General features: G+C 67.2%; 23 protein-coding genes and 1 tRNA gene. 16 read left to right on the plus strand and 8 right to left on the minus strand.

All coding sequences use genetic code 11. The features are described 5' to 3' along the window. Nucleotides 1-16 precede the first annotated feature (16 nt). Both MTY59_RS14910 and MTY59_RS14915 read right to left on the minus strand, forming a co-directional pair. Nucleotides 17-922: a PPE family protein, SVP subgroup gene (locus MTY59_RS14910; RefSeq protein WP_221041832.1), complete on the minus strand. Its 906-nt coding sequence runs from the start codon at nt 920-922 to the stop codon at nt 17-19. Nucleotides 923-1655: 733 nt separating this feature from the next. Further along, a complete protein-coding gene (locus MTY59_RS14915) occupies nt 1656-1943 on the minus strand; it encodes a DUF732 domain-containing protein (RefSeq protein WP_221041833.1) in 288 nt (95 codons plus the stop codon). A 227-nt stretch (nt 1944-2170) separates the two neighbouring features. Between MTY59_RS14915 and MTY59_RS14920 the strand changes: the two genes are divergently transcribed. The 13 genes from MTY59_RS14920 to MTY59_RS14980 all read left to right on the plus strand — a co-directional run bounded on the left by MTY59_RS14920 (nt 2171) and on the right by MTY59_RS14980 (nt 14173). Continuing rightward, a complete protein-coding gene (locus MTY59_RS14920) occupies nt 2171-3397 on the plus strand; it encodes a methyltransferase (RefSeq protein WP_221041834.1) in 1227 nt (408 codons plus the stop codon). A 30-nt stretch (nt 3398-3427) separates the two neighbouring features. Beyond that, nucleotides 3428-3501: transfer RNA gene (locus MTY59_RS14925), tRNA-Leu, on the plus strand. Between the two features lie 367 nt (nt 3502-3868). After that, nucleotides 3869-4675 (plus strand): hypothetical protein, encoded by an 807-nt coding sequence (locus MTY59_RS14930; protein ID WP_221041835.1) that lies wholly within the window; start codon nt 3869-3871, stop codon nt 4673-4675. A gap of 120 nt (nt 4676-4795) precedes the next feature. Continuing rightward, nucleotides 4796-5551, plus strand: a complete 756-nt coding sequence (locus tag MTY59_RS14935) for a dienelactone hydrolase family protein (RefSeq protein ID WP_221041836.1) — start codon at nt 4796-4798, stop codon at nt 5549-5551. Between the two features lie 9 nt (nt 5552-5560). Continuing rightward, entirely contained in the window at nt 5561-5833 is a 273-nt protein-coding gene (locus MTY59_RS14940) for a DUF6295 family protein (RefSeq protein WP_221041837.1), read from the plus strand. Between the two features lie 7 nt (nt 5834-5840). Next, nucleotides 5841-6611: a DUF427 domain-containing protein gene (locus tag MTY59_RS14945; RefSeq protein ID WP_221041838.1), complete on the plus strand. Its 771-nt coding sequence runs from the start codon at nt 5841-5843 to the stop codon at nt 6609-6611. Between the two features lie 146 nt (nt 6612-6757). Beyond that, the gene (locus tag MTY59_RS14950; protein WP_221041839.1) at nt 6758-8173 is read left to right on the plus strand and encodes an ammonium transporter; all 1416 of its coding nucleotides are present in this window, start codon (nt 6758-6760) and stop codon (nt 8171-8173) included. Between the two features lie 15 nt (nt 8174-8188). Further along, nucleotides 8189-8527 carry a P-II family nitrogen regulator gene (locus MTY59_RS14955; protein ID WP_221041840.1) on the plus strand — a complete coding sequence of 113 codons (339 nt, stop codon included), beginning with the start codon at nt 8189-8191 and terminating at the stop codon, nt 8525-8527. Between the two features lie 435 nt (nt 8528-8962). After that, a complete protein-coding gene (locus tag MTY59_RS14960; protein WP_221041841.1) occupies nt 8963-10081 on the plus strand; it encodes a WD40 repeat domain-containing protein in 1119 nt (372 codons plus the stop codon). A 164-nt stretch (nt 10082-10245) separates the two neighbouring features. After that, nucleotides 10246-11871, plus strand: coding sequence for a long-chain fatty acid--CoA ligase (locus tag MTY59_RS14965; RefSeq protein ID WP_221041842.1), 1626 nt, complete (start codon nt 10246-10248; stop codon nt 11869-11871). A gap of 19 nt (nt 11872-11890) precedes the next feature. After that, nucleotides 11891-12364, plus strand: a complete 474-nt coding sequence (locus MTY59_RS14970) for an SRPBCC family protein (RefSeq protein ID WP_221041843.1) — start codon at nt 11891-11893, stop codon at nt 12362-12364. A gap of 25 nt (nt 12365-12389) precedes the next feature. After that, the gene (locus MTY59_RS14975; protein WP_221041844.1) at nt 12390-13280 is read left to right on the plus strand and encodes a class II glutamine amidotransferase; all 891 of its coding nucleotides are present in this window, start codon (nt 12390-12392) and stop codon (nt 13278-13280) included. Nucleotides 13281-13303: 23 nt separating this feature from the next. Next, a complete protein-coding gene (locus MTY59_RS14980) occupies nt 13304-14173 on the plus strand; it encodes a patatin-like phospholipase family protein (RefSeq protein WP_221041845.1) in 870 nt (289 codons plus the stop codon). A 33-nt stretch (nt 14174-14206) separates the two neighbouring features. Here the strand turns inward: MTY59_RS14980 and MTY59_RS14985 are convergent, their stop codons facing one another. Both MTY59_RS14985 and MTY59_RS14990 read right to left on the minus strand, forming a co-directional pair. Beyond that, nucleotides 14207-15277, minus strand: a complete 1071-nt coding sequence (locus MTY59_RS14985) for a patatin-like phospholipase family protein (RefSeq protein WP_221041846.1) — start codon at nt 15275-15277, stop codon at nt 14207-14209. A gap of 102 nt (nt 15278-15379) precedes the next feature. Beyond that, on the minus strand, nt 15380-15823 hold the full coding sequence (locus MTY59_RS14990) for a lipoprotein LpqV (protein ID WP_250160571.1): 444 nt from the start codon (nt 15821-15823) through the stop codon (nt 15380-15382). A 116-nt stretch (nt 15824-15939) separates the two neighbouring features. Between MTY59_RS14990 and MTY59_RS14995 the strand changes: the two genes are divergently transcribed. Continuing rightward, nucleotides 15940-16545 carry a cupin domain-containing protein gene (locus MTY59_RS14995; RefSeq protein WP_221041847.1) on the plus strand — a complete coding sequence of 202 codons (606 nt, stop codon included), beginning with the start codon at nt 15940-15942 and terminating at the stop codon, nt 16543-16545. Next, entirely contained in the window at nt 16542-16979 is a 438-nt protein-coding gene (locus tag MTY59_RS15000; RefSeq protein ID WP_221041848.1) for a rhodanese-like domain-containing protein, read from the plus strand. Before MTY59_RS14995 ends, MTY59_RS15000 begins: the two co-directional genes overlap by 4 nt. Nucleotides 16980-16990: 11 nt before the next feature. Here MTY59_RS15000 and MTY59_RS15005 read toward each other — a convergent pair whose 3' ends face one another. The 3 genes from MTY59_RS15005 to MTY59_RS15015 are packed head-to-tail and all read right to left on the minus strand — an operon-like array spanning nt 16991 to nt 20633. Beyond that, complete coding sequence (locus MTY59_RS15005; RefSeq protein ID WP_221041849.1) at nt 16991-18778, minus strand: alpha/beta hydrolase; 1788 nt, start codon at nt 18776-18778, stop codon at nt 16991-16993. Nucleotides 18779-18787: 9 nt separating this feature from the next. Further along, a complete protein-coding gene (locus MTY59_RS15010; protein WP_221041850.1) occupies nt 18788-19570 on the minus strand; it encodes an enoyl-CoA hydratase in 783 nt (260 codons plus the stop codon). A 13-nt stretch (nt 19571-19583) separates the two neighbouring features. Continuing rightward, nucleotides 19584-20633 (minus strand): enoyl-CoA hydratase/isomerase family protein, encoded by a 1050-nt coding sequence (locus MTY59_RS15015; protein WP_221041851.1) that lies wholly within the window; start codon nt 20631-20633, stop codon nt 19584-19586. A 213-nt stretch (nt 20634-20846) separates the two neighbouring features. Here MTY59_RS15015 and MTY59_RS15020 point away from each other — a divergent pair, with 213 nt between their 5' ends. Continuing rightward, a complete protein-coding gene (locus tag MTY59_RS15020) occupies nt 20847-21698 on the plus strand; it encodes a Bax inhibitor-1/YccA family protein (protein WP_221041852.1) in 852 nt (283 codons plus the stop codon). 231 nt (nt 21699-21929) lie between these two features. Here the strand turns inward: MTY59_RS15020 and MTY59_RS15025 are convergent, their stop codons facing one another. Next, the gene (locus MTY59_RS15025) at nt 21930-23147 is read right to left on the minus strand and encodes an acetyl-CoA C-acetyltransferase (RefSeq protein WP_221041853.1); all 1218 of its coding nucleotides are present in this window, start codon (nt 23145-23147) and stop codon (nt 21930-21932) included. Nucleotides 23148-23185 lie beyond the last annotated feature (38 nt).

A 23185-nucleotide genomic window follows, 5' to 3' on the forward strand; every position in this document is an offset into this window, starting at 1 on the left:
TCTGGGTGACCGCTGCTTAGACGGCGGTCGGTTTCGGCATGACGATCGGCTTCACGCCGTAGCGCGGAGCGCCGAAGCCGGCGCTGCTGCGCGCGGCCGAGGCCATTCCGGGCATGCCGGGGACGACCGTGCCGGCGCCGGCCTGCGGCGCGGCGGCGGTCCAGCCCGCCGTTTGGATCGCGCTGACGGGCGTGACGGCCGGGGCGGGCGCGCCGGCCCAGCTCGGCGGCACCGCCAGGTTGTTGACCATGGTCGCGGAGCCCATCGAGGCCACCGGCACTGCGCTGACGGCCCCCATGCCGGTTATGCCGCCGGCCGCGGCGCCGGTGGCGCCGAGCCCTGGCGAGGAGGCGACATCCGCGGCCAATCCGGCACCGGCGGCGTCGCCGGAGGTGTCGAGCAGACCACCACCGGCCATTCCCAGCAGGTCGGACCCGGCCGAGGCCCAGTTGCCAGCACCGATGTTCAAGATGTTGGCACCGTTGCTCGAGAGGCCGAAGATCCCGCCGAGCATGTTCGGGTTGGTGCCGTTGCCGGTGCTACCGAGGAGGTAGGAGAGGTAGTCCAGGGGAGTGTTCGACGGAGTGGCCGCGGCGGCGGCGAGGGGCGAGGCGGCATTCGACAGCACGGCCTGACTCGCGTTGACGGCCTCGGTGTCGCCGTAGGCGTTGGAGCTGATCCCCAGGGTGCTCGCGTACTGCTCCAGCTGCGCCTGCGCCTGGGCGGCGAGGGCCTGGTACTGGGTGCCGTAACTCGAGAAGATAGCTGCCTGCTGGGCCGAGACCGGGTCGGCAGCCGCGGGAGCGATCACGGTTGTAGCCGACGCGGCGCCCGCGTTCTGCGCCGCCAGGTTGGTGTTGATGCCGCTGAGCAGTTGCTCCGCGGCTAACATCTCTTCGGTCTGTGTTGTCAGAAAAGACATCCGTTGCTCCTAGTGTTCGGAACTGGCCGGCCCCTTGCGGTTGGTCGGCCTGTGCGTTGGCGTCACGGTCCCTGTGCGTTGGGGAAAGGCTAGCTATCCACCGACTCCACGTTCGCGCCGAAAAGGCACACGTGACAGCCGTTTACGGCTTCTTAACGCCGAGTGTCGTAGTTTTAACAAGCTCCTGTCGGGCGATACCGTGACGTCACCTGAGCTCGGGCGGCGCTACAGGAAACCGCGCGCGGCGCGCGGATCCTAGTCGACGCCCGCCCGCGCCGCACGTTATACATCTGGCTAATGGCGGGCTGGTGGCCGCGCCTGCGGGCGGTCGCCGTGCGCCGACCCCCCGACGGCTCGATTTGCGACGGAAGACGGAGTCAAATCCCCAAGTGCCGGTTAACGTTCGACCGTGGCGGGAAGTTGCGGGTGCGTCTGATTGACGCAGGTTGCGGTTCCGGCGGCGCCCGGCTGCGGCCGGTGTCGCGCAAACTGGTCTGAGCTTCCGGCAGCTGCCCGAGTAGGGTGCCGCGAGGCTTGCTGTGACGCACGCCACGGCATGGCCGTCGCGGACCGCCGGCATTTGCTCCCGGCGATTAGGTGGCATTGCTCCCGGTGTCGGGTAGCAAACCCGCGAGCGGCTGGGAGGGGTTAGGGGATCTTGCTCCGGAACTCCGGGCAGTACGTGGCCGTCGCAGCACCCCGACGATGGTGCCGCTGCCGCTGTTGGCGGCCCCTACAATTTGCTGCGGTATTGCGGGCAGTACGCCGCAACCGCCGCGCCCACGATGATGTTGGCGCCGCCGCCGCTCAACCCGACCGACTTCTTCACATCGCCGATGGTCTGAGCCGCTGTGTCCCCGCCATCGAAGTCCGTACACACGGCATGCCCCACATTGATCATCGACTGATCGGCGCCATCCGCCCAGCTGAGGCCGCGCAAATGCAGCGTTTGCAGGTACTGGTCATCCGCGGGGTCGGCACTCGCGATCGGCGCGGCGACGATGCCGACGACACCGGCCACGACGACGGCGACAGGGCCTGCAAAACGTGCCGTGTTTTTCACTCGTCGACTCCTCCGGTTCCATACCTGCGTGCAGGAACCGAATCTTAATTGCGTCCGGCAAATCTGTCTCGACGAGTTAACCAGGGGTTTTTCGGCATCCGGATATCGGCGGAGGCTTGTAAGTTAATCGCCACCGCCAACGCAAGGCACGAAAACCCGCCCGTCGCGAAGGAGCCAGCGCCGAAGTGACCGAGGACCCGCGGGGTGACGCCGTCTCCCGTCAATACGATCGGTGGGAGTACCCGCCCCCGGTGGCCGACCTCGCGGCGTGGTGCGAAGCCCACTGGGATTGGTTCGATCCGTTCTGGGCCCACCGGGTGTTGTGGCCGGACCGGGAATACAGGCCGGACCTCGACATTCTGATCGCGGGCTGCGGCACCTTTCAGGCCGCCCTGTTCGCCTTCAAGAATCCCGGCGCGACGGTGGTCGGGATCGACGTCAGCGGCAACGCCCTGAATCACCAGAGTCGGCTGAAGGACACGCACGGGCTGCAGAACTTGGAGTTGCACCTGCTGCCGATCGAAGAGGTGTCGGCGCTCGGGCGCGACTTCGACCTGATCGTCTCCAGCGGCGTCCTGCACCACATGGCGGACCCGCTGGCCGGGCTCACCGCGCTGGGCGCGTGCCTGCGCCGCGACGGAGCGCTTGCGGTGATGCTCTACGCCAAGTACGGCCGGATCGGCGTCGAAATGCTCGAATCGGTGTTTCGCGACCTCAAGCTGTCGCAGGACGACGCGTCGGTCCAACTGGTCAAAGAGGCCGTCGCGATGCTGCCCGCCGACCACCCGGTGCGCAGCTACCTCAAGGCGGCCCGCGACCTGGTCTCCAACGGCGCCCTGGTCGACACCTTTCTGCACCCCCGGGCGCGCAGCTACACCGTGGCCGAATGCCTGGATCTGGTCGCCGCCGCCGGACTCGCGTTCCAGGGATGGTTCCACAAATCGCCGTACTACTCCCACGAGATGCTCACGCCGGCGAGCGGATTCCAGTCGGCGCTTAACCAATTGCCCGACGCCGAACTGTGGTCCGTGATGGAGCGCCTGCAACCGGCGAACGCCACCCATTTCTTTCTGGCCTGCCATCCCGAGCGCCCCAGGGGGCAGTACACCATCGATTTCGCGTCACCGGCCTCGTTCGATTACGTGCCGCTGCTGCGCACGGCGTGTTTTTTGTCCGGCGACCAAATCCATTGGCCGGGCGGGAAGCAGAAGCTCAATCCGGCCCAGTTGCCCTTCGTGCAACACGTGGACGGCCGGCGCACGATCGCCGAGATCATCGAATGCGTGGCCCAGGTTGGTGGTGTCCCCGACGAGCACCGGGCCCTGCTGCGAGAGTTCGGCCACAAGCTGTTCCAGGGCTTGTGGCGGCTGGACTTTCTGGCCATGGCGTTGCATGCCGACCCAGCCGGATAGCCGGCCCCCGGTCGGCTACATTCGCGACGGGCCCCCATAGCCCAATTGGCAGAGGCAGCGGACTTAAAATCCGTACAGTGTCGGTTCGAGTCCGACTGGGGGCACAGTGTTTATCCTGCTAGGAGGCATATCTGCCTCGAACGTGTGGGTGGTCGTCGCCGTCAAGACTCTCCGCGTCAGCAACGCGTCAGCAGTCAGTTGACTTGTGACGTCACGCGCGGCGCCAGCTTCCCAAACTTGTCTCCTGAACGCGACAGCATAATGTGCTGCCAACCATTCAAATTGCAGTCGCGCGTGGTGCTGTCACGATACTGTTTCGGCTATCGACCTGACGTTCGCACGGCCGAAAATAGCCCTGTTTTCTGACGAAGTGTCGTCCTCGATGCCGGCCACCGCCATCGTGCGCGTGGACCAACAGTTTGGGCGCGCCGCCGACGGGCCCGCAATCCGTCATCCATACACTGACCCAGCATGGGCATGCTGTTCGGCCTCGCGCCGTGGATCGTGTATTGGGTACTCGTCGGCAACGTTCCGTTCGCCGCGGCCGTGCTGGTCGCGTTGGCGATCGCCGCCGCCGGCCTGGGCCTGGGAGGCGCGGTCGGCAGGAAGTGGCAGTTCTTCGATTTTGCTTCCGTCGCAGTGCTTTTGATTCTCGCCGTGCTGTCCTTCACGCTCGGTGACTCATTCCTCGAGCGGTGGATACTGCCGCTGAGCAACGCCGGGATCTTCCTGGTGACGCTGATCGGGATGCTGGTCGGCAAGCCCTTCGTGGCCGAGTTCGCCGCGGCGGAACAAGCCGCCGACGTCGTCAAAACCGAGCTATTCGGCCGGGTCGTCAAGATCCTGAGCTGGCTGTGGATCGCGACGTTCGCCGGGATGACGGTGTCGTCGGTGATCCCGTCGATCCTGGAGGGTCCCGGCGGGCCCGCCGGGACCACCGCCGCCCTGATGCTGGACACGAAGACGCCACTGTCGTTTCTCTGCTACTGGATCATTCCGTTCGGACTGCTGGGGCTCACAGCGGTCGCGTCGCGACTGCTGCCCGAGCGGATGCTGGCCGGCATCGACGACGTCGCGCGGGAAACCTCGTTCGTTGCCTACGACGAAGCCACCATCGACGAGCTCTACTTTTTGGCCACCGAACACGCCAACCGCGAGGTCGGCCCCGGCAAGGAGGCGTACGCCGTCAAGGTCGGCGGGATGGGAACTCCGTTGACCGGAGACGAGTCCCGCAAGTCGTGGCCCTCGACCTACAAGGTGCGAGACAAGCGGCACTGAGCCTTCAGCGCGATTCGGCTACGTTGGTTCTCGGCGGAGCGGCCCCCAAACCTGCCGCAGCGCTCCGCATCCGGGTGGCCACAACCGGAATGCCCACCGGAGCGGAGAAAGGGAGTCGCGATGAACGCACCCAGCGCAGACGCCATCCGCGCAGAAACCATCACCATCACCGGCCACGGCGGCGACGAGATCGAGGCCTACCAGGCCGTGCCGCTCGCGCCGGCCTCGCGGGGCGGCGTCGTGTGGATCCACCACATGCCCGGGTACGACCGGGAGACCAAGGAGTTCGTCCGCCGGCTCGCGGTCAGCGGCTACAACGCCGTGGCGCCGAACCTCTACTCGCGCGAAGCCCCGGGTGCCGCGCCCGATGACGCGGCCGCCGCGGCGCGCGCCGCGGGCGGGGTGCCCGACGAACGATTGGTCGGCGACGTCGCGGGCGCGGTGGAGCACCTGCGCGCGTTGGACGGCGCCAACGGCAAGTTCGGTGTCATCGGGCACTGCTCGGGCGGACGGCACGCCTACCTGGCGGCGTGCTCGCTGCCGTTCGATGCGGCGGTGGACTGCTACGGCGCCTTCATCGTCGAGAACCCGCCCGAGGGCATGCCCAAGGCCATGAAGCCGATCCTGGACCTCGCCGCCAACCTCAGCTGTCCGCTGCTGGGCCTGTTCGGGCTCGACGACCGGTTTCCCGCGCCCGCCGCGGTGGCCACCCTGGACGCCGAACTGAACAGGCTGGACAAGCAGCACGAGTTCCACTCCTACGAGGGCGCGGGCCATTCGTTCTTCTCCGTCGACCGCCCGGCATACCGGCCGGAGGCCGCGGTGGACGGCTGGCGGCGCATCGACGACTTCTTCGCCACCTACCTGAAGGGCTAGGCATCTCCCATGTGCACCTATCTCACCGAACATGTCGAGATTGACGGCAGCGGCAAGGGCGCGACGGGATGGTTCGGCGCCGACCGCGCGACGGTGTATGTCGACCACCCCGTCCACGCGCCCTACGGCCACACCGTCAACATCGACGTGATCAACCCCCAGCTCGGCCCGTCGGCGCGGGTGGCCCTGGAACTGACCGAGGAAAGCGCGCTCGCGCTGGCCGACGCCATCCGCAAGGCCATCGGTCACGCCCCGGCCGGACTGGCCTCCAAGGACCAGTAGGTCAGCTATGACCACCGACACCGGCTACCCGCAGATGGCCGCCGCGCGCGGCAGGATCGAACCCGCGCCGCGGCGGGTCCGTGGTTATCTCGGCGACGCGCTGGTCTTCGACACCACCGCCGCCCGGTACGTGTGGGAAGTTCCGTACTACCCGCAGTACTACATCCCGCTCGACGACGTCCGGTCCGAGTTCCTGCACGACGAAAACCACGCCCAGAAGGTGCAATTCGGTGCGTCGCGGCTCTACTCCCTGGTGGGCGCCGGCCAAAAGCATGAGTCCGCCGCGCGGGTATTCGACGCCGACGGGGACGGCCCGCTGGCCGGGACAGTGCGGTTCGAGTGGAATCCGTTGCGCTGGTTCGAAGAAGACGAGCCGATCTACTGCCACCCGCGCAATCCGTATTCGCGGGTCGACGCCCTACGCTCGCATCGGCATGTGCGCGTCGAGCTCGGCGGAATTATCTTGGCCGACACAAGGACTCCCGTTTTGCTGTTCGAAACAGGTTTGCCGACAAGGTATTACATCGATGCGACCGATGTCGCCTTCGAGCACCTGGAATCCAGCCCCACGCAAACGTTGTGTCCGTACAAGGGGGTTACCTCAGGTTATTGGTCGGTGCGTGTGGGTGACGCCGTGCACGAGGACCTGGCATGGACCTACCACTATCCGCTTCCGGCGGTCGGTCAAATCGCCGGTCTGATCGCTTTCTACAACGAGAAAGTCGACATCACCGTCGACGGGGTCGGGCTGGAGAGACCGCAGACGCAGTTCAGCTAGCCGCACCGCATTCCGAAATAAATTCTTAAGCTCGCGCACATACGGGCGAAACATTGCCATTCGACGCTTCACCCATCTACGGCGTCACTTCGCACCGCGGCTGATTTCAAAAGGCCTACCGGCCCGAATTGGGGTGTGTCTGAACCATGTTGCCTTATCCAGATTGGGTTAATCCCGGGGACAACGCCTGGCAGTTGGTGGCGGCGACTCTGGTCGGCCTGATGAGCATTCCTGGCATCGCCGTCCTGTACGGCGGAATCGTGCAGAAGAAGTGGGCCGTCAACACCATGTTGATGGCCTTCACCGGGTTCTCTCTGGTGCTAGTCGTGTGGGTGCTCTGGGGTTTCAAGATGGGGTTCGGCGAACCGCTGAAACTCGGGCCGGGCATCCTGCAGTCGGCGGTCGGGAAACCCAAGACCATCCTGAGCAGCAACAACCAGCAGATCGCTTATATCCCGCTGCTGGACGGCACCATGCCGTCTTTCCGCTTCTCGGAGACCACGCTGGCGTACTTCCAATTCGTGTTCGCCGCCATCACCCCGCTGCTTTTTCTCGGCAGCGTGATCGGAAGAATGAGCTTCAAGGCCTGGCTGATCTTCGTGCCACTGTGGTCGACATTCGCCTACTCGGTCAATGCGTTCCTGCTGTGGGGCGGTGGCTGGTGGTCACACGCTGGCGCCTTGGATTACAGCGGTGGCTACGTGATTCACCTCGCCGCCGGGACATCCGGTTTCGTCGCTGCCGCGGTGATAGGTCCGAGGCTGGCGCGGGACCGGGAACGCGCGGTGCCGAACAACCTGCCCCTGGCCGCGGTCGGTGCCGGCGTCTTGTGGTTGGGCTGGAACGGCTTCAACGGGGGTGACCCGTACTTTTCGGGTGCCGACGCGTCACTGGCGGTGATCAACACCAATCTCGCCACCGCAGTCGCGTTGCTCACCTGGGTGATCTGGGACCTTTTCGCGAGCAAGCAGCGCAAACCGACATTCCTCGGCGCTGTGAACGGGATGATCAGCGGCCTGGTCGCCATCACGCCGGCGGCTGGCTTTGTCAACAGCTTCGGTGCGATGATCATCGGCGTCGTCGCCTCGTCCCTGGTATGGATGTCCTGGAATTGGCTTGGTACAACAACGCTTTTCAAGAAGGTGGACGACACGCTGGGTGTGTTTCACACTCACGGTGTCGCAGGTTTGGCCGGCGGGTTGCTGGTCGGAGTACTCGCCGATCCGCATATTGTCGAATACCTGGGCGGCAGCACGGGACAGGACGTGACCTTCGCCGGTTGGCTGTACGGTCACCATCCCAAGCAGATATTGATCCAGGCCGGTGCTGCGGCCACGATCATCGTCTGGGATGCGCTCATCACATTCGTCATCCTGAAAGTCCTTGGCCTCTTTATGAAATTGCGGTTGCCCGACGAGGTGTTGGAAAGCGGTGACCTCGGTGTGCACGACGAAGAGGCTTACCCGGACGAAACGCTCGTCACGGGTAGGCGAGTCGAGCCGCGCTCAGAAACGCGGACTGGGACGATAATTTCCAAACACGCTGAGACGGTGGATGATTGAGGGTGCGAAGACGCCATGAAGCTGATTACCGCGATCGTCCAGCCCTTCACCCTCGATGACGTCAGGCATGCCGTGGAGTCCGCCGGTGTGCTGGGTTTAACCGTCACCGAAGTCCAGGGGTATGGCAGACAGCGAGGGCACACCGAGGTCTACCGCGGAGCCGAGTACGCGGTCGAATTCGTACCAAAGGTCCGGGTCGAGGTACTGATCGACGAGGAGTTTGTCGACCGGGTCACGGGGGCCATCATCAGCGCGGCTCACACCGGGAAGATCGGCGACGGCAAGGTGTGGGTATCACCAGTGGAAGCGGTTGTTCGCATCCGGACCGGGGAACGTGACCACAACGCGCTGTGATGGAATTCGCGCGTAAGCGCGAGAATTCCGGCGCAACACTTTGGTGCCGGCCCAGTTGTGATCTATCCCTCGTCGGCCGCGAAACCTGAGAATTCCCTACATCCGCACCCGATAGCGCGCTCACGTGGGCTGTTAGCGGCGCGCGTGAAATCCGCCGGAAGCGGGTTTGCCTGACTTTCGCTACGGGTAAGCGACTGCGATACAGCGTGATTGGAAGTCTGAGCAGAACCTGAGTGCGCACAGTGACGTAGCTAACGTCGAGCAGTTCGATCTGCTAACGGGCGACTTGTGGCCAGTAGACTACCGAAAACCAATCTCGTCAGCGCCTTTCGGTGCTGAAAGCCGGTGGGATCCGGAGGCCAAATCGTCGCACACGTATCGGCGGCTTCGCCACTTGACGACCAGAGCCGACAACACAGCAAAGGCGGTGCCAGCGTGAACGATGTGAACGGCCCTACGGCCGCGCACGACGATCGAAACGCCCGAATCTTCGAGTTTGACACCTCCTCGGTGGTGCGGGTTCCGTTGCACAACGGCCCGATCAGCGATATCGACATCAGCCCGGACGGGCGGCGGCTGGTCGCGACGAACTACGGCCGCGACGCGGTTTCGGTCATCGACGCCAACACGTGCCGTGTCTCGAGCACCGTCACCGGGCTGACCGAACCGTTCGCGGTCACCATGAGCAGTGCGGACTCCAACTACGCCTACGTCAGCATCGCGACCGCCGGCTACGACGCCATCGAGGTCATCGACGTCGTCACGAACTGGCGCATCGCCACCCACCATCTCGCGAACAGCGTCAGCGACCTGACGGTGAGCCCGGACGGCAAATTCCTTTACGCCAGCCGGAACGCGGTGCGCGGCGCCGATGTGACGGTGCTGGACACCACCACCGGCGAACTCGAGGTCATAGACCTGGCGACCGCGCCGGGCACCACCACCGAATGCGTGCGGATCAGCGCCGACGGACGACGGCTGTATGTCGGCATGAACGCCCCGACCGGCGGCAGCCTTGCCATGATCGAGACCCGGACGCGGTCCGACAATCGCCGGGTCGGCGGCCGGTCACGCATCGTCGGCGTCGTCGACCTCGGTCTGCCTCTGCGCGATGTGGCGTTGAGCGACGACGGCGGCACGGCGTACGTGGCCAGCTGCGATCCGGTCGCGGGCGCGGTACTGGACGTGATCGACACCCGGGTCAACAAGATCGTCGGCACCCACAAGATCCCGGAGATCACCGGCCCGCTCACACGGATGACGCTCAGTCGCGACGGCGCGCGGGCCTACCTGGTCAGCGACGACCGCATCACGGTGCTGAGCACCCACCAGCAGGACGTCCTCGGCGAAGTCGAGGTGTCCAAGCACCCGTCGTGCGTGGTGGAGAGCCCCGACGGCACCCAGCTCTACGTTGCCGATTACTCCGGCGTGGTCACCGCGGCGCGCATCTCCTCGACCGCGCCATCGCCGACCCGCGGCGGGGCGGGCGACCCGGACCTGTCGGTCGCCGGCTGGCTGCCCGAACTGCCGGAGTGGGAACCGGTCCTCGCCTAGGCCGGCTGGTCTCGCGGGGCGCCCAAAGCGGCCCCGGCCGAACGGGATCCACGCAATCGATCGTCAGTCTCCTCGGGTGCTGACACTCTCGCCGAGTTGAGGCTTAGGGTGGGAGGCGCCCGACGGCACAGGCGGTGCTGCCCCGAGACTAAGGCGGTAGATCAGTGGACGGCACGATGCAGGACTTCCCGTTGACCATCACCGCGATCATGCGTCACGGCTGCACCGTGCACGGGGAACGCGTCGTCACGACCGCCACCGGGGACGGCTACCGGCGCACCACCTACCGGGAGCTGGGCAAGCAGGCCGCGCAACTGGCGAATGGCCTGCGCCGCCTCGGCGTCACCGGTGACCAGCGGGTGGGCACATTCATGTGGAACAACGCCGAGCACCTCACCGCATACCTCGCCTTGCCGTCGATGGGCGCCGTCCTGCATACCCTCAACATCCGGCTGTTCCCCGAGCAGATCGCCTTCGTCGCCAACGAGGCCGAAGACCAGGTGGTGCTGGTCGACGCCTCACTGGTCAAATCGCTGGCACCCGTGCTGCCCGAGCTCGAGACCGTGCACACCGTGATCGTCGTCGGCGACGACACTGAGCCGCTGCAGGGCGCGGGCAAGACCGTGCTGCGCTACGCCGACGTCCTCGACGGCGAGTCCACCGAGTTCGACTGGCCGCGCATCGACGAGAACTCCGCGGCCGCGATGTGCTACACAAGCGGCACCACCGGCAACCCGAAAGGCGTTGTCTACAGCCACCGTTCGAGCTTCCTGCACACGATGGGCGCGTGTACCACCAACGGCATCGGCGTCGGGGCCACCGACAGCGTGCTGCCCATCGTGCCGATGTTCCATGCCAACGCCTGGGGGCTGCCGTACGCGGCGCTGATGGCCGGCGCCGACTTGGTGTTGCCAGATTGCCACCTCGACCCCCGCTCGCTGGTCGCGATGGTCGAGGACCTGAAGCCCACCGTGACCGGCGCGGTGCCCACCATCTGGAACGGCGTCCTGCATCACCTCGAGGACGACCCCGACCACGACATGTCGTCGGTGCGGTTGGTGGTCTGCGGCGGCTCGGCCGTCCCGGTGTCGCTGATGCGCACCTTCGAGGAAAAGCACGACGTACAGATCCGGCAGCTGTGGGGCATGACGGAGACGTCGCCGCTGGCCACCATGGCGTGGCCGCCGCCGGGCACCCCGGAGGACCAGCACTGGGCCTTCCGCGGGACACAGGGTCAGCCGGTCTGCGGAGTGGAGATGCGCATCGTCGACGACGACGGTCAGGTGTTGCCCAACGACGGCCAGGCCGTCGGCGAGGTCGAGGTCCGCGGACCGTGGATCGCCGGCTCCTACTACCTGGGCCGCGACGAATCGAAATTCGACTCCGGCTGGCTGCGCACCGGCGACGTGGGCCGCATCGATGAGCGCGGGTTCGTCACCCTGACCGACCGCGCCAAGGACGTCATCAAATCCGGTGGGGAATGGATCTCCTCGGTCGAGTTGGAGAATTTCTTGATCGGGCACCCGGATGTGGTCGAGGCCGCCGTGGTCGGCGTTCCCGACGAGCGCTGGGAAGAACGGCCGCTCGCGGTGATCGTGGCCAAGGAGGGCGCGGCGGTGAGCCCCGACCAGCTGCGAAACTTTCTCGCCGACAAGGTCGTTCGGTGGTGGCTGCCCGAGCGGTGGACCTTCGTCGACGAGATCCCGCGCACCAGCGTCGGCAAGTACGACAAGAAAACCATCCGGTCGCGATACGCAGAGGACGAATACCAGGTGATCGAGGCGCGCTGAGCTGAAAGGCGTTACACCCGTGGCACATTCACTCATCGTCGATCAATCCGTCGTCACCCCGGTCGCGGTCCAGGACGCTTTTAACCGGACGCTGCCCATTGCGCTCCCGACGCTTTTCCACCGCTGGTACGGGCCGTTCCCGCCGATCAAGGAAGTGCGCGAGCAGACCGGGGCCTGGGACGCGGCCGGCCAAACCCGCGTCGTGCACCTGGTCGGCGGGGCCAGCATGCGCGAGGAACTGACCAGCGTCGACCCGCCGCGGTCGTTCGGCTACCGGCTTTCGGAGGTCACCGGCCCGATGGCGCTGCTGGTCGACCACGTCCTCGGCGAATGGATCTTCGCTCCGGCCGGCGGCGGCACCGAGATCACCTGGCGCTGGGACATCCGCCCACCCACGGCGCTGACGGCCTGGGCACTGCCGGTGCTGGGCAGGATGTGGAAGGGCTACGCGCGCCGGGCGCTGCACGACCTGTCGGCCGTGCTGACGGGCTGACCCGCGACCGCTAGCGTGGGGAGCCATGTGCCGACTTTTTGGCCTGCACGCCGGGACGCACGCCTGCACCGCGACCTTCTGGCTCCTCGACGCCCCGGACAGCCTGGCTCAGCAGAGCAGGAGAAATCCGGACGGCAGCGGGCTGGGCGTCTTCGACGAACACGGCCAACCGCACCTGTACAAGGAGCCGATAGCGGCCTGGCAGGACGCGGAATTCGCGACCGAGGCGCACCGGATGACCGGCACGACGGTCATCGCCCACGTCCGCTACGCGACCACCGGCTCGCTCGACATCCACAACACCCACCCGTTCCTGCAGGACGGGCGGATCTTCGCGCACAACGGCGTCGTCGAAGGATTGCACATCCTCGACGAGCGGTTGCGTGAGGTCGGCACCGACGACCTGGTGTTGGGCGACACCGATTCCGAGCGGGTCTTCGCGTTGATCACCGCCGCGATCCGGGCCCGCGACGGCGACATCACCGCCGGCCTCACCGACGCCATGCGATGGCTCGCCGAGCACGCTCCGATCTACGCGGTCAACGTGCTGCTGAGCACGGCCACCGACATGTGGGCGCTGCGCTACCCGGAAACCCACCACCTCTATATTCTGGATCGATCCGACGATACGGCTTCGCATGATTCCGAATTCGACTTGTGCACCAAGCGGATTCACGCCCGGTCGGAGCATCTGTGTGAGCGGTCGTCGGTGGTGTTCGCCACCGAGGTGATGGACGACGAGCCACGCTGGCGGCTGCTGCCGGCGGGTGAACTCTTCCATGTCGACGCAGATCTGCAAATCCACCGCAGCATGATCCTGCCAGACCCGCCCAAACATCTGCTGCGTCGCGAGGACCTGAGCTCGCCGGTGGAGGAGTCGCAGCACGCCCTGCCGAACACCCGGCAACTGGCCTGATCCGGGCTGGCAAGGTAGGCGACGTGATGACCAAACGCGCCCTGGTGCTGGCCGGTGGGGGAATAGCGGGAATCGCCTGGGAGACAGGTGTTCTGCGAGGCATCGCCGACGAGTCGCCGGCGGTGGTTCGGCTGCTGATCGAGTCGGACGTGCTGGTCGGGACCTCGGCGGGCTCGGCCGTCGCCGCGCAGCTTCGCAGCGGCCACACCCTGGACGAGCTGTTCGACCGGCAGGTCGCCGAGTCGTCGGCCGAGATCGATTCCGGGGTCGACGTGGAGACCATCACCGAACTGTTCCTGACGGCCCTGGGTCAGCCGTATGAGGACACGCTGGACAGGACCCGGCAACAGATGCAGCGCATCGGTGCCGTGGCGCTGGCCACCGAAACCGTTCCCGCGCCGGTGCGCCGCGACGTCATCGCGCGGCGGCTGCCGTCGCACCACTGGCCGGAGTCCGAGTTGCGGCTCACCGCGATCGACGTCGAAACCGGCGAATTGACCGTCTTCGACCGCGACTCGGGCGTCGACCTGGTCGATGCCGTCGCGGCAAGCTGCGCGGTGCCCGGGGCGTGGCCGCCGGTCAGGATCGCGGGCCGCCACTACATGGACGGCGGGGTCGCCAGCTCGGTCAACCTGGTGGTGGCCGCCGACTGCGCGACGGTGGTGGTGCTGGTGCCCTCGGGCGTCGATGCGCCGTCACCGTTCGGTGCCGGGCCGGCCGCCGAGGTCTCGGCGTTTCCCGGCGCGGCGTTCGCCGTCTTCGCCGACGCCGATTCGCTGGCCGCCTTCGGGCCCAACGCGCTGGACCCGAACTGCCGCATCCCGTCGGCCCTGGCCGGGCGCGGGCAGGGCCGCCGCGAAGCCGCGGCCATCGCCCGCTTCCTGGGGCTGTGACAGTGCTTGGCGCGCAGGCGTTTTGAGCGACGTTTAACGCTCGATCGCGGGCGGGACGTCCCGCTGGTCCTGGACTTCCAGGGCGTCCAGCGCCTCGTCCGCCAGCGCACGGCCGGCGGCGATCACCTCCACCGCCCGGTGGAATTCCAGGGCCCGGCACGTCGAGCGCGGGATCTCGATGTGCAGGTCGGGCGGGTAGACCGCCAGGGTGTGGCGGGCCAGGGCGGCCTGGGCGATGTCGATGGTCCGGTTCATCACCTCGAAGCTGCCCAGTTTGGGCACGGCGGGTCCCACGCCGGCCAGGTCGCCGGCGTCGTCACCGGGCGCGGGCTGCTCGTCGTCCTGGGCGTCCACCCAGCTGTCCGGCTCGCCGGCCGGTCCGCCCAGCCTGCTCAGCACCGCGCGCGCGGTCGGCCGATCGAGCAGCGACCGGGCGGCGGCCGTGTCCAGCAGCGCGGAGGTGCTGCGCACCATGCGGGTCAACCACTCGACGGTGGCACCCGGCTCCGGTTCGCGGTTGCTGACCGCCTCGCTGCCGGACAGGCTCACCGCGATGGTCAGGTCGGCGTTGACCGCGGCGAGCGGGGCCAGCGGCAGCGGATCCAGGATGCCGCCGTCGGCGAGCAGCCGCCCGTCGACCGCGTGGGGGGCGATCACGCCGGGGATCGCGATGGACGCCCGGATCGCCTCGTCGAGGGGGCCGCGCTGAAACCACACGGACTTGCCCGTCAGCAGGTCCGTCGCCACCGCGGTGTAGGGGATGGGCAGGTCTTCGATGGCGACCGGACCCAGGATGTCGCGCACCGCGTCCAGGATCTTGCCGGCCCGCATCACGCCGGCCGCGCTGATGGACGGGTCCAGCAGCCGCAGGATGGTGCGCTGGGTCAGCTTCTTCGCCCAGTCGGCGAACTCGTCCAGCCGCCCGGCCGCCTGCAGCCCGCCGACCAGCGCACCCATCGACGAGCCGGAGACGCCGACGACGTCGTAGCCGCGCGCCGCCAGGGCCTCGATCACCCCGATGTGGGCGTAGCCGCGGGCACCGCCGCTGCCCAGGGCGAGTGCCACCCGGGTCGGTTCTGATCGACGCGGAAGTTCGTCCGGCACCCCTACATTCTGCGCGGCGACACTGGGTCAGCGGGCGGCGCGGGCACTTTTTTCAGCCGTGATCCCAATTACGCGGCGGCCATGAATCCCCGCGGCGCGGCCCTACCCGCATTCGTCGTTGGCGGCCGCCCGGGCGGCGACGATCACGGCGGCCTGGCGGGCCGGCGTCAGCTTCGACCACGGCGCGTTCCAGCTGCCCGCGGTGCCCGCCGGCGACGCCTGAACCATCGACAGATACGGCTCGAACAGCGACGCACCGGTGTTGGGCTGGGCGTCCATCCACTCTTTCGCGGCGTGACAGGCCTGGTAGTACTCCTCTTCGGTGGAGGCCGCGGGGACGTCGACCCTGGTCGTCACACCGCCCGGGGACAGGCCCACCGAGCCGGCGGGCGGCGAACCCGGGCCGTTGGCGACGCCGGATTGGCGCGCCGGCGGGGACGAGGAGGCGCCGCTGTGGGCGCCGTGCGAGCACCCCGTGACCGCCAGGATGACGGCCGCGGCGACAACCGCGCCCCACCGCCCGGACCGACCACCGCGCCAGCGCACGGTCTCAATCTATGCAACACTGGCGGCCGTGATGGAGCGCTTCGGATTTTGCGAGTGTTGTCGGCCGTAACACGCCGCCGCTTGTCCTGTCCGTTTTCGCCTGGAAGCTCCTGTAAATGTCTGTGCCCGTCGCCACCGCTGCTGCCCCGCGCCCGCGAGTCCTCTCCGCCCCGTCCGCCGGACCGACCCGGCTGCGAGTGCCTGATCTGCTCTACGCCACCGACCGGGCCGCCGACGAGGTGCTCAGCGGGCGCTGCGAGCACCTGTTGCCGGCGGGCGGCATACCCGAGTCGCGGCGCTGGTTCACCCGCATCCACGGCGACGAGGAACTCGACGTCTGGCTGATCAGCTGGGTGCCCGGCCAGCCGACCGAGTTGCACGACCATGGCGGGTCGCTGGGCGCGCTGACCGTCATTTCCGGATCGTTGAACGAATACCGTTGGGATGGAAGGGCTTTGCGACGCCGCCGGCTGGACGCCGGCGATCAGGCCGGATTCCCGTTGGGCTGGGTGCACGACGTGGTCTGGGCGCCGCGGCCGGTCACCGTGCCCGTTTCGCTGCCGGTCGCCGGGGCGCCGAGCGCCGCGCAGGTGCAGCCCACCCTGAGCGTGCATGCCTACTCGCCGCCGCTGACGGCGATGTCGTACTACGAGATCACCGACCGCAAGACGTTGCGCCGCGAACGCACCGAACTGACCGACCAGCCGGAAGGATCGCCATGAGTCGCATCGACGTCGTCTTGAGATCCGCCCGGCGCCGGTATCGTCGCCTGCCCGCCGTCGAAGTGCCCGCTGCGCTGCGGCGCGGCGCGGTGCTGGTGGACATCCGGCCGCAGGCCCAGCGCTTTCGCGAGGGTGAGGTGCCCGGGGCGCTGGTCATCGAACGCAACGTCCTGGAGTGGCGCTGCGATCCCACCAGCGAGGCCAAACTGCCCGAGGCCGTCGGCGATGACGTCGAATGGGTGATCCTGTGTTCGGAGGGCTACACCTCCAGCCTGGCGGCGGCCGCGCTGCTGGACATCGGGCTGCACCGGGCCACGGACGTCATCGGCGGCTATCACGCGCTGGCCGGCGCCGGTGTGCTGAGCGAGCTGGCCGGGCGCCGGGTCGATCCGGTGTTCGCCGATACCGGCGGCATCGCGCGCCGCTGGCTCTAAATCGTCTCGTCCTAGGCTGTCTCGTCCGAGTGCAGCAGCGGACGCAGTTTCGCGGTCTTGTCCGGCGTCCAGCCGGGCGGTGGCAGCACCGCCGCCCAGCCGTCGGCGACGTCGGCGACGTAGTGGTGGCCATGCCCGTCGGGTACGTCCACCGCCACCGCCATGTCGGCCGACACCTGCAGGAACGTCACGACCGGAATCCAGCGCGTCTGCGGCAGCACGTCGTAGCCGCGAGGCTCGTTCAGCCAGTCGGGCTTGCTGAACAACAGGTCCGGCGTCCACCAGGCGATGGGGTCCGATGCGTGCTGCAGGTACACCACCCGCGGGTGATCCCACGGCGCGTCGGGACGCGTCAAATCCTTTGCGCGAGCGACGAATCGGACATACCGGCCGTCCTGGTAGATCGGTAACCACTCCGGCGATCCGCCGTCACGCGTTGACGTCAAATCGGTCCAGATGGTGTTTTGGAACGTGGGCCCGCTGAACAGGGCACCGTCGGTACGGGCTAGCACGTTGTTCAGGCTCATGAATGGCGCCTCGCCGCCGAACGAGCCCAGGCTTTCGCCAAACACCACGAGCTTGGGGCGCTGCGCTTCGGGCATCTGGCGGATCAGCTTGTCGACTGCCTCGAAGAGCGCTTGCCCGGCGTGCCGGGCGTTCTCCTTGTCCACCAGGAACGACAGCCAGCTCGGCAGAAACGAATACTGCATGCTCACGATCGCCGTGTTGCCGTTGTACATATATTCCAGCGCCGAGGCTTCCGCCTCGTTGATCCAGCCGGTACCGGTGGAGGTGCCCACCGCGACGACGGGGCGCTGCAATCCGCCGGCGCGCTGCAGCTCACGCGCGGCGAGTTCGGCGGTCGCGACGATGCCGTCGGCGGAGTTCAGCCCGGCGTAGGCCCGGATAGGCTCGGTTGCCGGGGCTCCGTTGAATCTGGTCAGATCGTCGACTTTGGGACCACCCTGGACGAAGATGCGCCCTTGGTGGCCAAGGGATTCCCACGATACGAACGACTCGGGACTGCCGGAGCGCAGTGGGGTCTTCGGTGGCGCGCTATCGGGGTTCATCTCGCTGTTGGCCGAGGCGAAGGTGTTGTTCATGGTGCGCATGGCGAACTTCAGCACGACCCCGTTGAGCACGGCCACGGTCAGGACCACCAACGTGACGACCACGATGGTCGCCGAGAGCCGAAACGGTACGAACCGATCCACCTGACCGACCAGAAAGCTGACCAGCCACCGGGTGAACTGGCCGATCTCGACCACCGTGAACAGTACGACCAGCGACAAGACTCCCGACAGCGGATAGTCATACCAATTCAAATGTGTGACGCCCATCAGGTCACGGACGTCGTCCTGCCACACGTGGAACCAGATCGCCATGAGTACCTGGCCCACCACGCCGATCGGGATCAGCACCTTCCATGCCCAGCGTGGCGGCGGCGGGCTGTGATCCTTTTCGCGCATGAACCGCACCAGCCAGACCGAGAAGACGCCCAGCCCATAGCCGATGGCGCCGGAGAGCCCGCTGACCAGTCCCTGGAACAAGGGGCCGCGCGGCAGCAGCGACGGTGTCAGCGAAAGCCAGATGAAGATCAGGCCGACCGCGGTGCCGGTGAACGTGTAATGCCGTACCCACCAAGGCCTTTCGGTCCATGGCAGGGTGGGCGTCGCGCGCCCGGCCCGCGCGGGTGCCGCTTGCGGTGCGACGTCCGGCTTGGGCGCCGCGGACTCCTCGACGACGTCCGCCGGGTCTTGGTCTGCCTCGGTGGGTGTCGGGGAAACCGGTTCGCTCATGCAAGCGTCCTAGCGGTGGGTGAAGTTCGGCGGGCGCTTCTCGACGAAGGCCGCCATCCCTTCGGACTGATCCTCGGTCGCGAAAGTCGAGTGAAAGAGCCTGCGCTCGTACAGAAGTCCCTCGGTCAGGGTGGATTCGAACGCGCGGTTGACGGCCTCTTTGGCCATCCGGGCCGCCGAGCGCGACATCTGCGAAATGGTGGTGGCGACGGCCTTGGCCTCGGTCAGCAGGTCATCGGCCGGCACCACTCGCGAGACCAGGCCGCTTCGTTCGGCTTCTTCGGCGCCGATGGTGCGCCCGGTCAGGATGAGGTCCATGGCCTTGGCCTTGCCGATGGCTCGGGTCAGCCGCTGTGAGCCGCCCATGCCGGGCAGCACCCCGAGCTTGATTTCGGGCTGGCCGAATTTCGCTGTGTCCGCGGCGATCAGCACATCGCACATCATGGCGAGCTCACAGCCGCCGCCCAGCGCGTGGCCGGCCACCGCGGCGATCGTCGGCGTGCGGATCGCGGCGAGCCTGCTCCAGGGGGCGAAGAAGTCGGCGCCGAAGGCGTCGGCGAACGTCAGCTCGGACATCTCCTTGATGTCGGCGCCGGCGGCGAACGCCTTGGCCGAGCCGGTGATGATGATCGCCCCGATGCCGGGGTCATCATCGAAATCGGCTGCGGCGCTGGTGACTTCGTTCATCAGCGCAGTGTTCAGGGCGTTGAGTGCCTTCGGCCGGTTCAGGGTGATGATGCCGACCCGCTCTTCGCGCTCGACGAGGATGGTCTCGTAATTCGTGTCTGTCATCCAAACCGCCTTTCTAGAAACTCAAGTCGTCGTCGACCGGGGCGAAATACGCCTCGACGTCGGCTGCGGTGACCGCGGGCAGCTGCGCCGGCGACCATTTCGGATTGCGATCCTTGTCGATCAGCTGGGCGCGGATGCCCTCCACCAGATCGTGCGAGCGCAGCGACGCCGACGAGACCCGATAGTCCTGCACCAGAACGTCCTTCAGCGTCGCGAGCTTGGCGGCGCGGCGCACCGCCTGCAGGGTCACCGACAGCGCGATCGGGGAACGGGTGGCGATCAGGTTCGCGGCGTCTTGAGCAGGTTCAGCGCCCGGACCCGCGTCGTGCCCGCGCAGGGCGGCGACGATGTCCTCGACGGTGTCGCCGGCATAGCATTCGTCGATCCAGTTGCGTTGCGCGGCAAGCTCACTGGCCGGTGGTTCGGTTGCGTACTTGGCGAGTGCGTCCTGGACGCCGTCGGAGACCACCGTGCGGCGGAACGCCTCGACGTCGCCGTGCGGGACATAGTGGTCGGCGAAACCCATGGCGATGGCGTCGGCTCCGGAGAACGGCGCCCCGGTCAGCGCGGCGTGCAGACCCAGCCCGCCGGGAGCCCGGGACAGCAGATAGGTGCCGCCGACGTCGGGGATGAAGCCGATGCCCACCTCGGGCATGGCGATCTTGGAGGTATCGGTGACCACCCGGATGTTCGAGTGCGCGCTGACGCCGACGCCTCCGCCCATCACGATGCCGTCCATCAACGCCACGTACGGCTTGGGGAACTCGGCGATCTGCGCGTTGAGCAGATACTCGTCACGCCAGAAGCGTCGCGCCTCGACCCCGTCCTTGCGCGCGCTGTGATAGATCGAGACCACGTCGCCGCCGGCGCACAGTCCGCGTTCGCCGGCGCCGGACAGCACCACCGCGCGCACCGCGTCGCCGCCCGCCCAGTCGGCGAGGATGGCTGTCAGCGCATCGACCATCGGCTGATTCAGCGAGTTGATCGCCTTGGGCCGGTTGAGCGTGATCAAGCCGACGCTTCCCTCGACTTCGGTCAGAACCTCATCGGATTCGTCGGTCACGCCTCTCCTCCCATCGTCGGTCCAGCCTCGAGGAAGAAATCTAGATCGTCGCGACGGGCGCGGTGCCCGCGGGTAAGGGTTATCTTTAACGCGACGACAACGGCGGTGGCTATATGCACCGGAAAACGACCAGGTCCACTGGGAACCAGGGTGCAACGCCGATCGTTGAGATTGTGTTCGCACAGCTCGAAGCCAATTAGAGAGGATCCGACGGTGCGGGAGACAAGCAACCCGGTATTTCGTTCGCTGCCTACGCAGAGGGGCGGATACGCGCAATTCGGCACTGGCGTGCCCCCGATGCAGGGCTATGGAGCCGACCCCTACGCGGCTCCCTACCAGGCCCCGTACCAGGAGGCCAAAGCTTCGCGTCCGCTGACCATCGACGACGTCGTCACCAAGACCGGCATCACGCTGGCCGTGCTGGCGCTGTCCGCCGTGGTCTCCTACTTCCTGGTCGCCCGCGACGTCGCGCTGGCCATGCCGCTTGCTCTGGTCGGCGGGCTGGGCGGCCTGGCCCTGGTGCTGGTGGCCACCTTCGGCCGCAAGCAGGACAACCCCGGCATCGTGCTAGGTTACGCGGTGCTCGAGGGTCTGGTCCTGGGCGCCATCTCGTTCGTCTTCGCCAACTTCTCGGTGTCGAACGCCAACGCCGGGGCGCTGATCGGTGAGGCGGTACTGGGCACCTTCGGGGTGTTCTTCGGAATGCTCGTCGTCTACAAGACCGGGGCCATCCGGGTGACGCCCAAGTTCACCCGCATGCTGGTCGCTGCGATGTTCGGCGTGCTGGCCCTGATGCTCGGCAACTTCGTGCTGGCGATGTTCCACGTCAACGGCGGCACCGGCCTGGGCCTGCGCAGCGGCGGCACGGTGGCGATCATCTTCTCGCTGGTGTGCATCGCGATCGCGGCGTTCAGCTTCCTGATCGACTTCGACGCGGCCGACCAGATGGTCCGCGCCGGCGCGCCGGAGAAGGCGGCATGGGGCATCGCGCTCGGCCTGACCGTGACGCTGGTCTGGCTGTACATCGAGATCCTGCGTCTGCTGAGTTATCTGCAGAACGACTAGCTCTGCCACAGAGAAAAACCGGCACGCCTGTTGGCGTGCCGGTTTTTCGTGTGCCGCGCCTTCTTGTGCGGCTGCGGCCCGTCAGGTGTGAGTTGAGGGCGTTGAGTGTGAGCTGAGGGCGTCGAGTGTGACGCTGCGGCGGGGCCACGCGGCGTGTCGTCGCCCAGGTTTCACTCTCGTCGCCCGGCCGTCACGCTCGTCGACACTCACCCGCGCCCGCCCTCGAGCGGCCTAGCTCAGCCGCTCGATCACCATCGCCATGCCCTGGCCGCCGCCGACGCACATGGTCTCCAGGCCGAACGTCTTGTCGTGCGTCTGCAGGTTGTTGAGCAGCGTGGTGGCGATCCGTGCGCCGGTCATGCCGAAGGGGTGGCCCAGCGCGATCGCCCCGCCGGACACGTTCAGCTTGTCCTCGTCGATGCCCAGCTCGCGCGCCGAGCCCAGCACCTGGACGGCGAACGCCTCGTTGATCTCGAACAGGTCGATGTCGCTGACCGACAGCTTGGCGCGCGCCAGCGCCTTCTTGGTCGCCTCGATCGGGCCCAGGCCCATGATCTCCGGGGACAGGCCGCTGACCGCGGTGGACACGATGCGCGCCAGCGGCGTCAGGCCCAGCTCCTTGGCCTTGGTGTCGCTGGTGATCACCACCGCGGCGGCGCCGTCGTTGAGCGGGCACGCGTTGCCCGCGGTCACCGTGCCGTTGGGCCGGAACACCGGCTTGAGCTGGCTGATCTTCTCGTAAGTGGTGCCGGGGCGTGGGCCGTCGTCGGTGCTCACGGTGGTGCCGTCGGGCAGGGTCACCGGGGTGATCTCGCGCTCGAAGAAGCCGCTCTTGATCGCCTCCTCGGCGCGGTTCTGGCTGCGCACGCCCCAGTGATCCTGGTCTTCGCGGCTGATGCCGGTCAGCAGCGCCACGTTTTCGGCCGTCTGTCCCATCGCGATATAGACGTCGGGGATGTTGTCGTCGGCGCGGGGGTCATGCCACTCGTCGGCGCCCTCGGCCGCGGCCGCCGACCGCTCCTGCGCCTCCTCGAACAGCGAGTTCTTGGTGTCCGGCCACGAATCGGCGCTGCCCCTGGCGAACCGGGACACGGTCTCCACACCCGCGGAGATGAAGGCGTCACCCTCCCCGGCCTTGATCGCGTGAAAGGCCATCCGCGAGGTCTGCAGCGACGAGGAGCAGTACCGGTTGACGGTGGTGCCCGGCAGGAAGTCGAAGCCCAGCTCGACGGCGATGACCCGCGCCAGGTTGAATCCGGATTCGCCGGCCGGCTGGCCGCAGCCCAGGATCAGGTCGTCGATCTGGTGCGGGTTCAGGGCGGGCACCTTGTCGAGGGCGGCGCGCACGATCTGGACGGTCAGGTCGTCGGGGCGCATGTTGACCAGCGACCCCTTCATCGCGCGGCCGATCGGCGAGCGAGCGGTTGAGACAATGACGGCTTCAGGCATGGTGGTTCCCTTCAGATCCCTGCAGATCCCACAGATGG

The organism is Mycobacterium senriense (genome assembly GCF_019668465.1).
GTDB classification, from domain to species: Bacteria; Actinomycetota; Actinomycetes; order Mycobacteriales; family Mycobacteriaceae; genus Mycobacterium; species Mycobacterium senriense.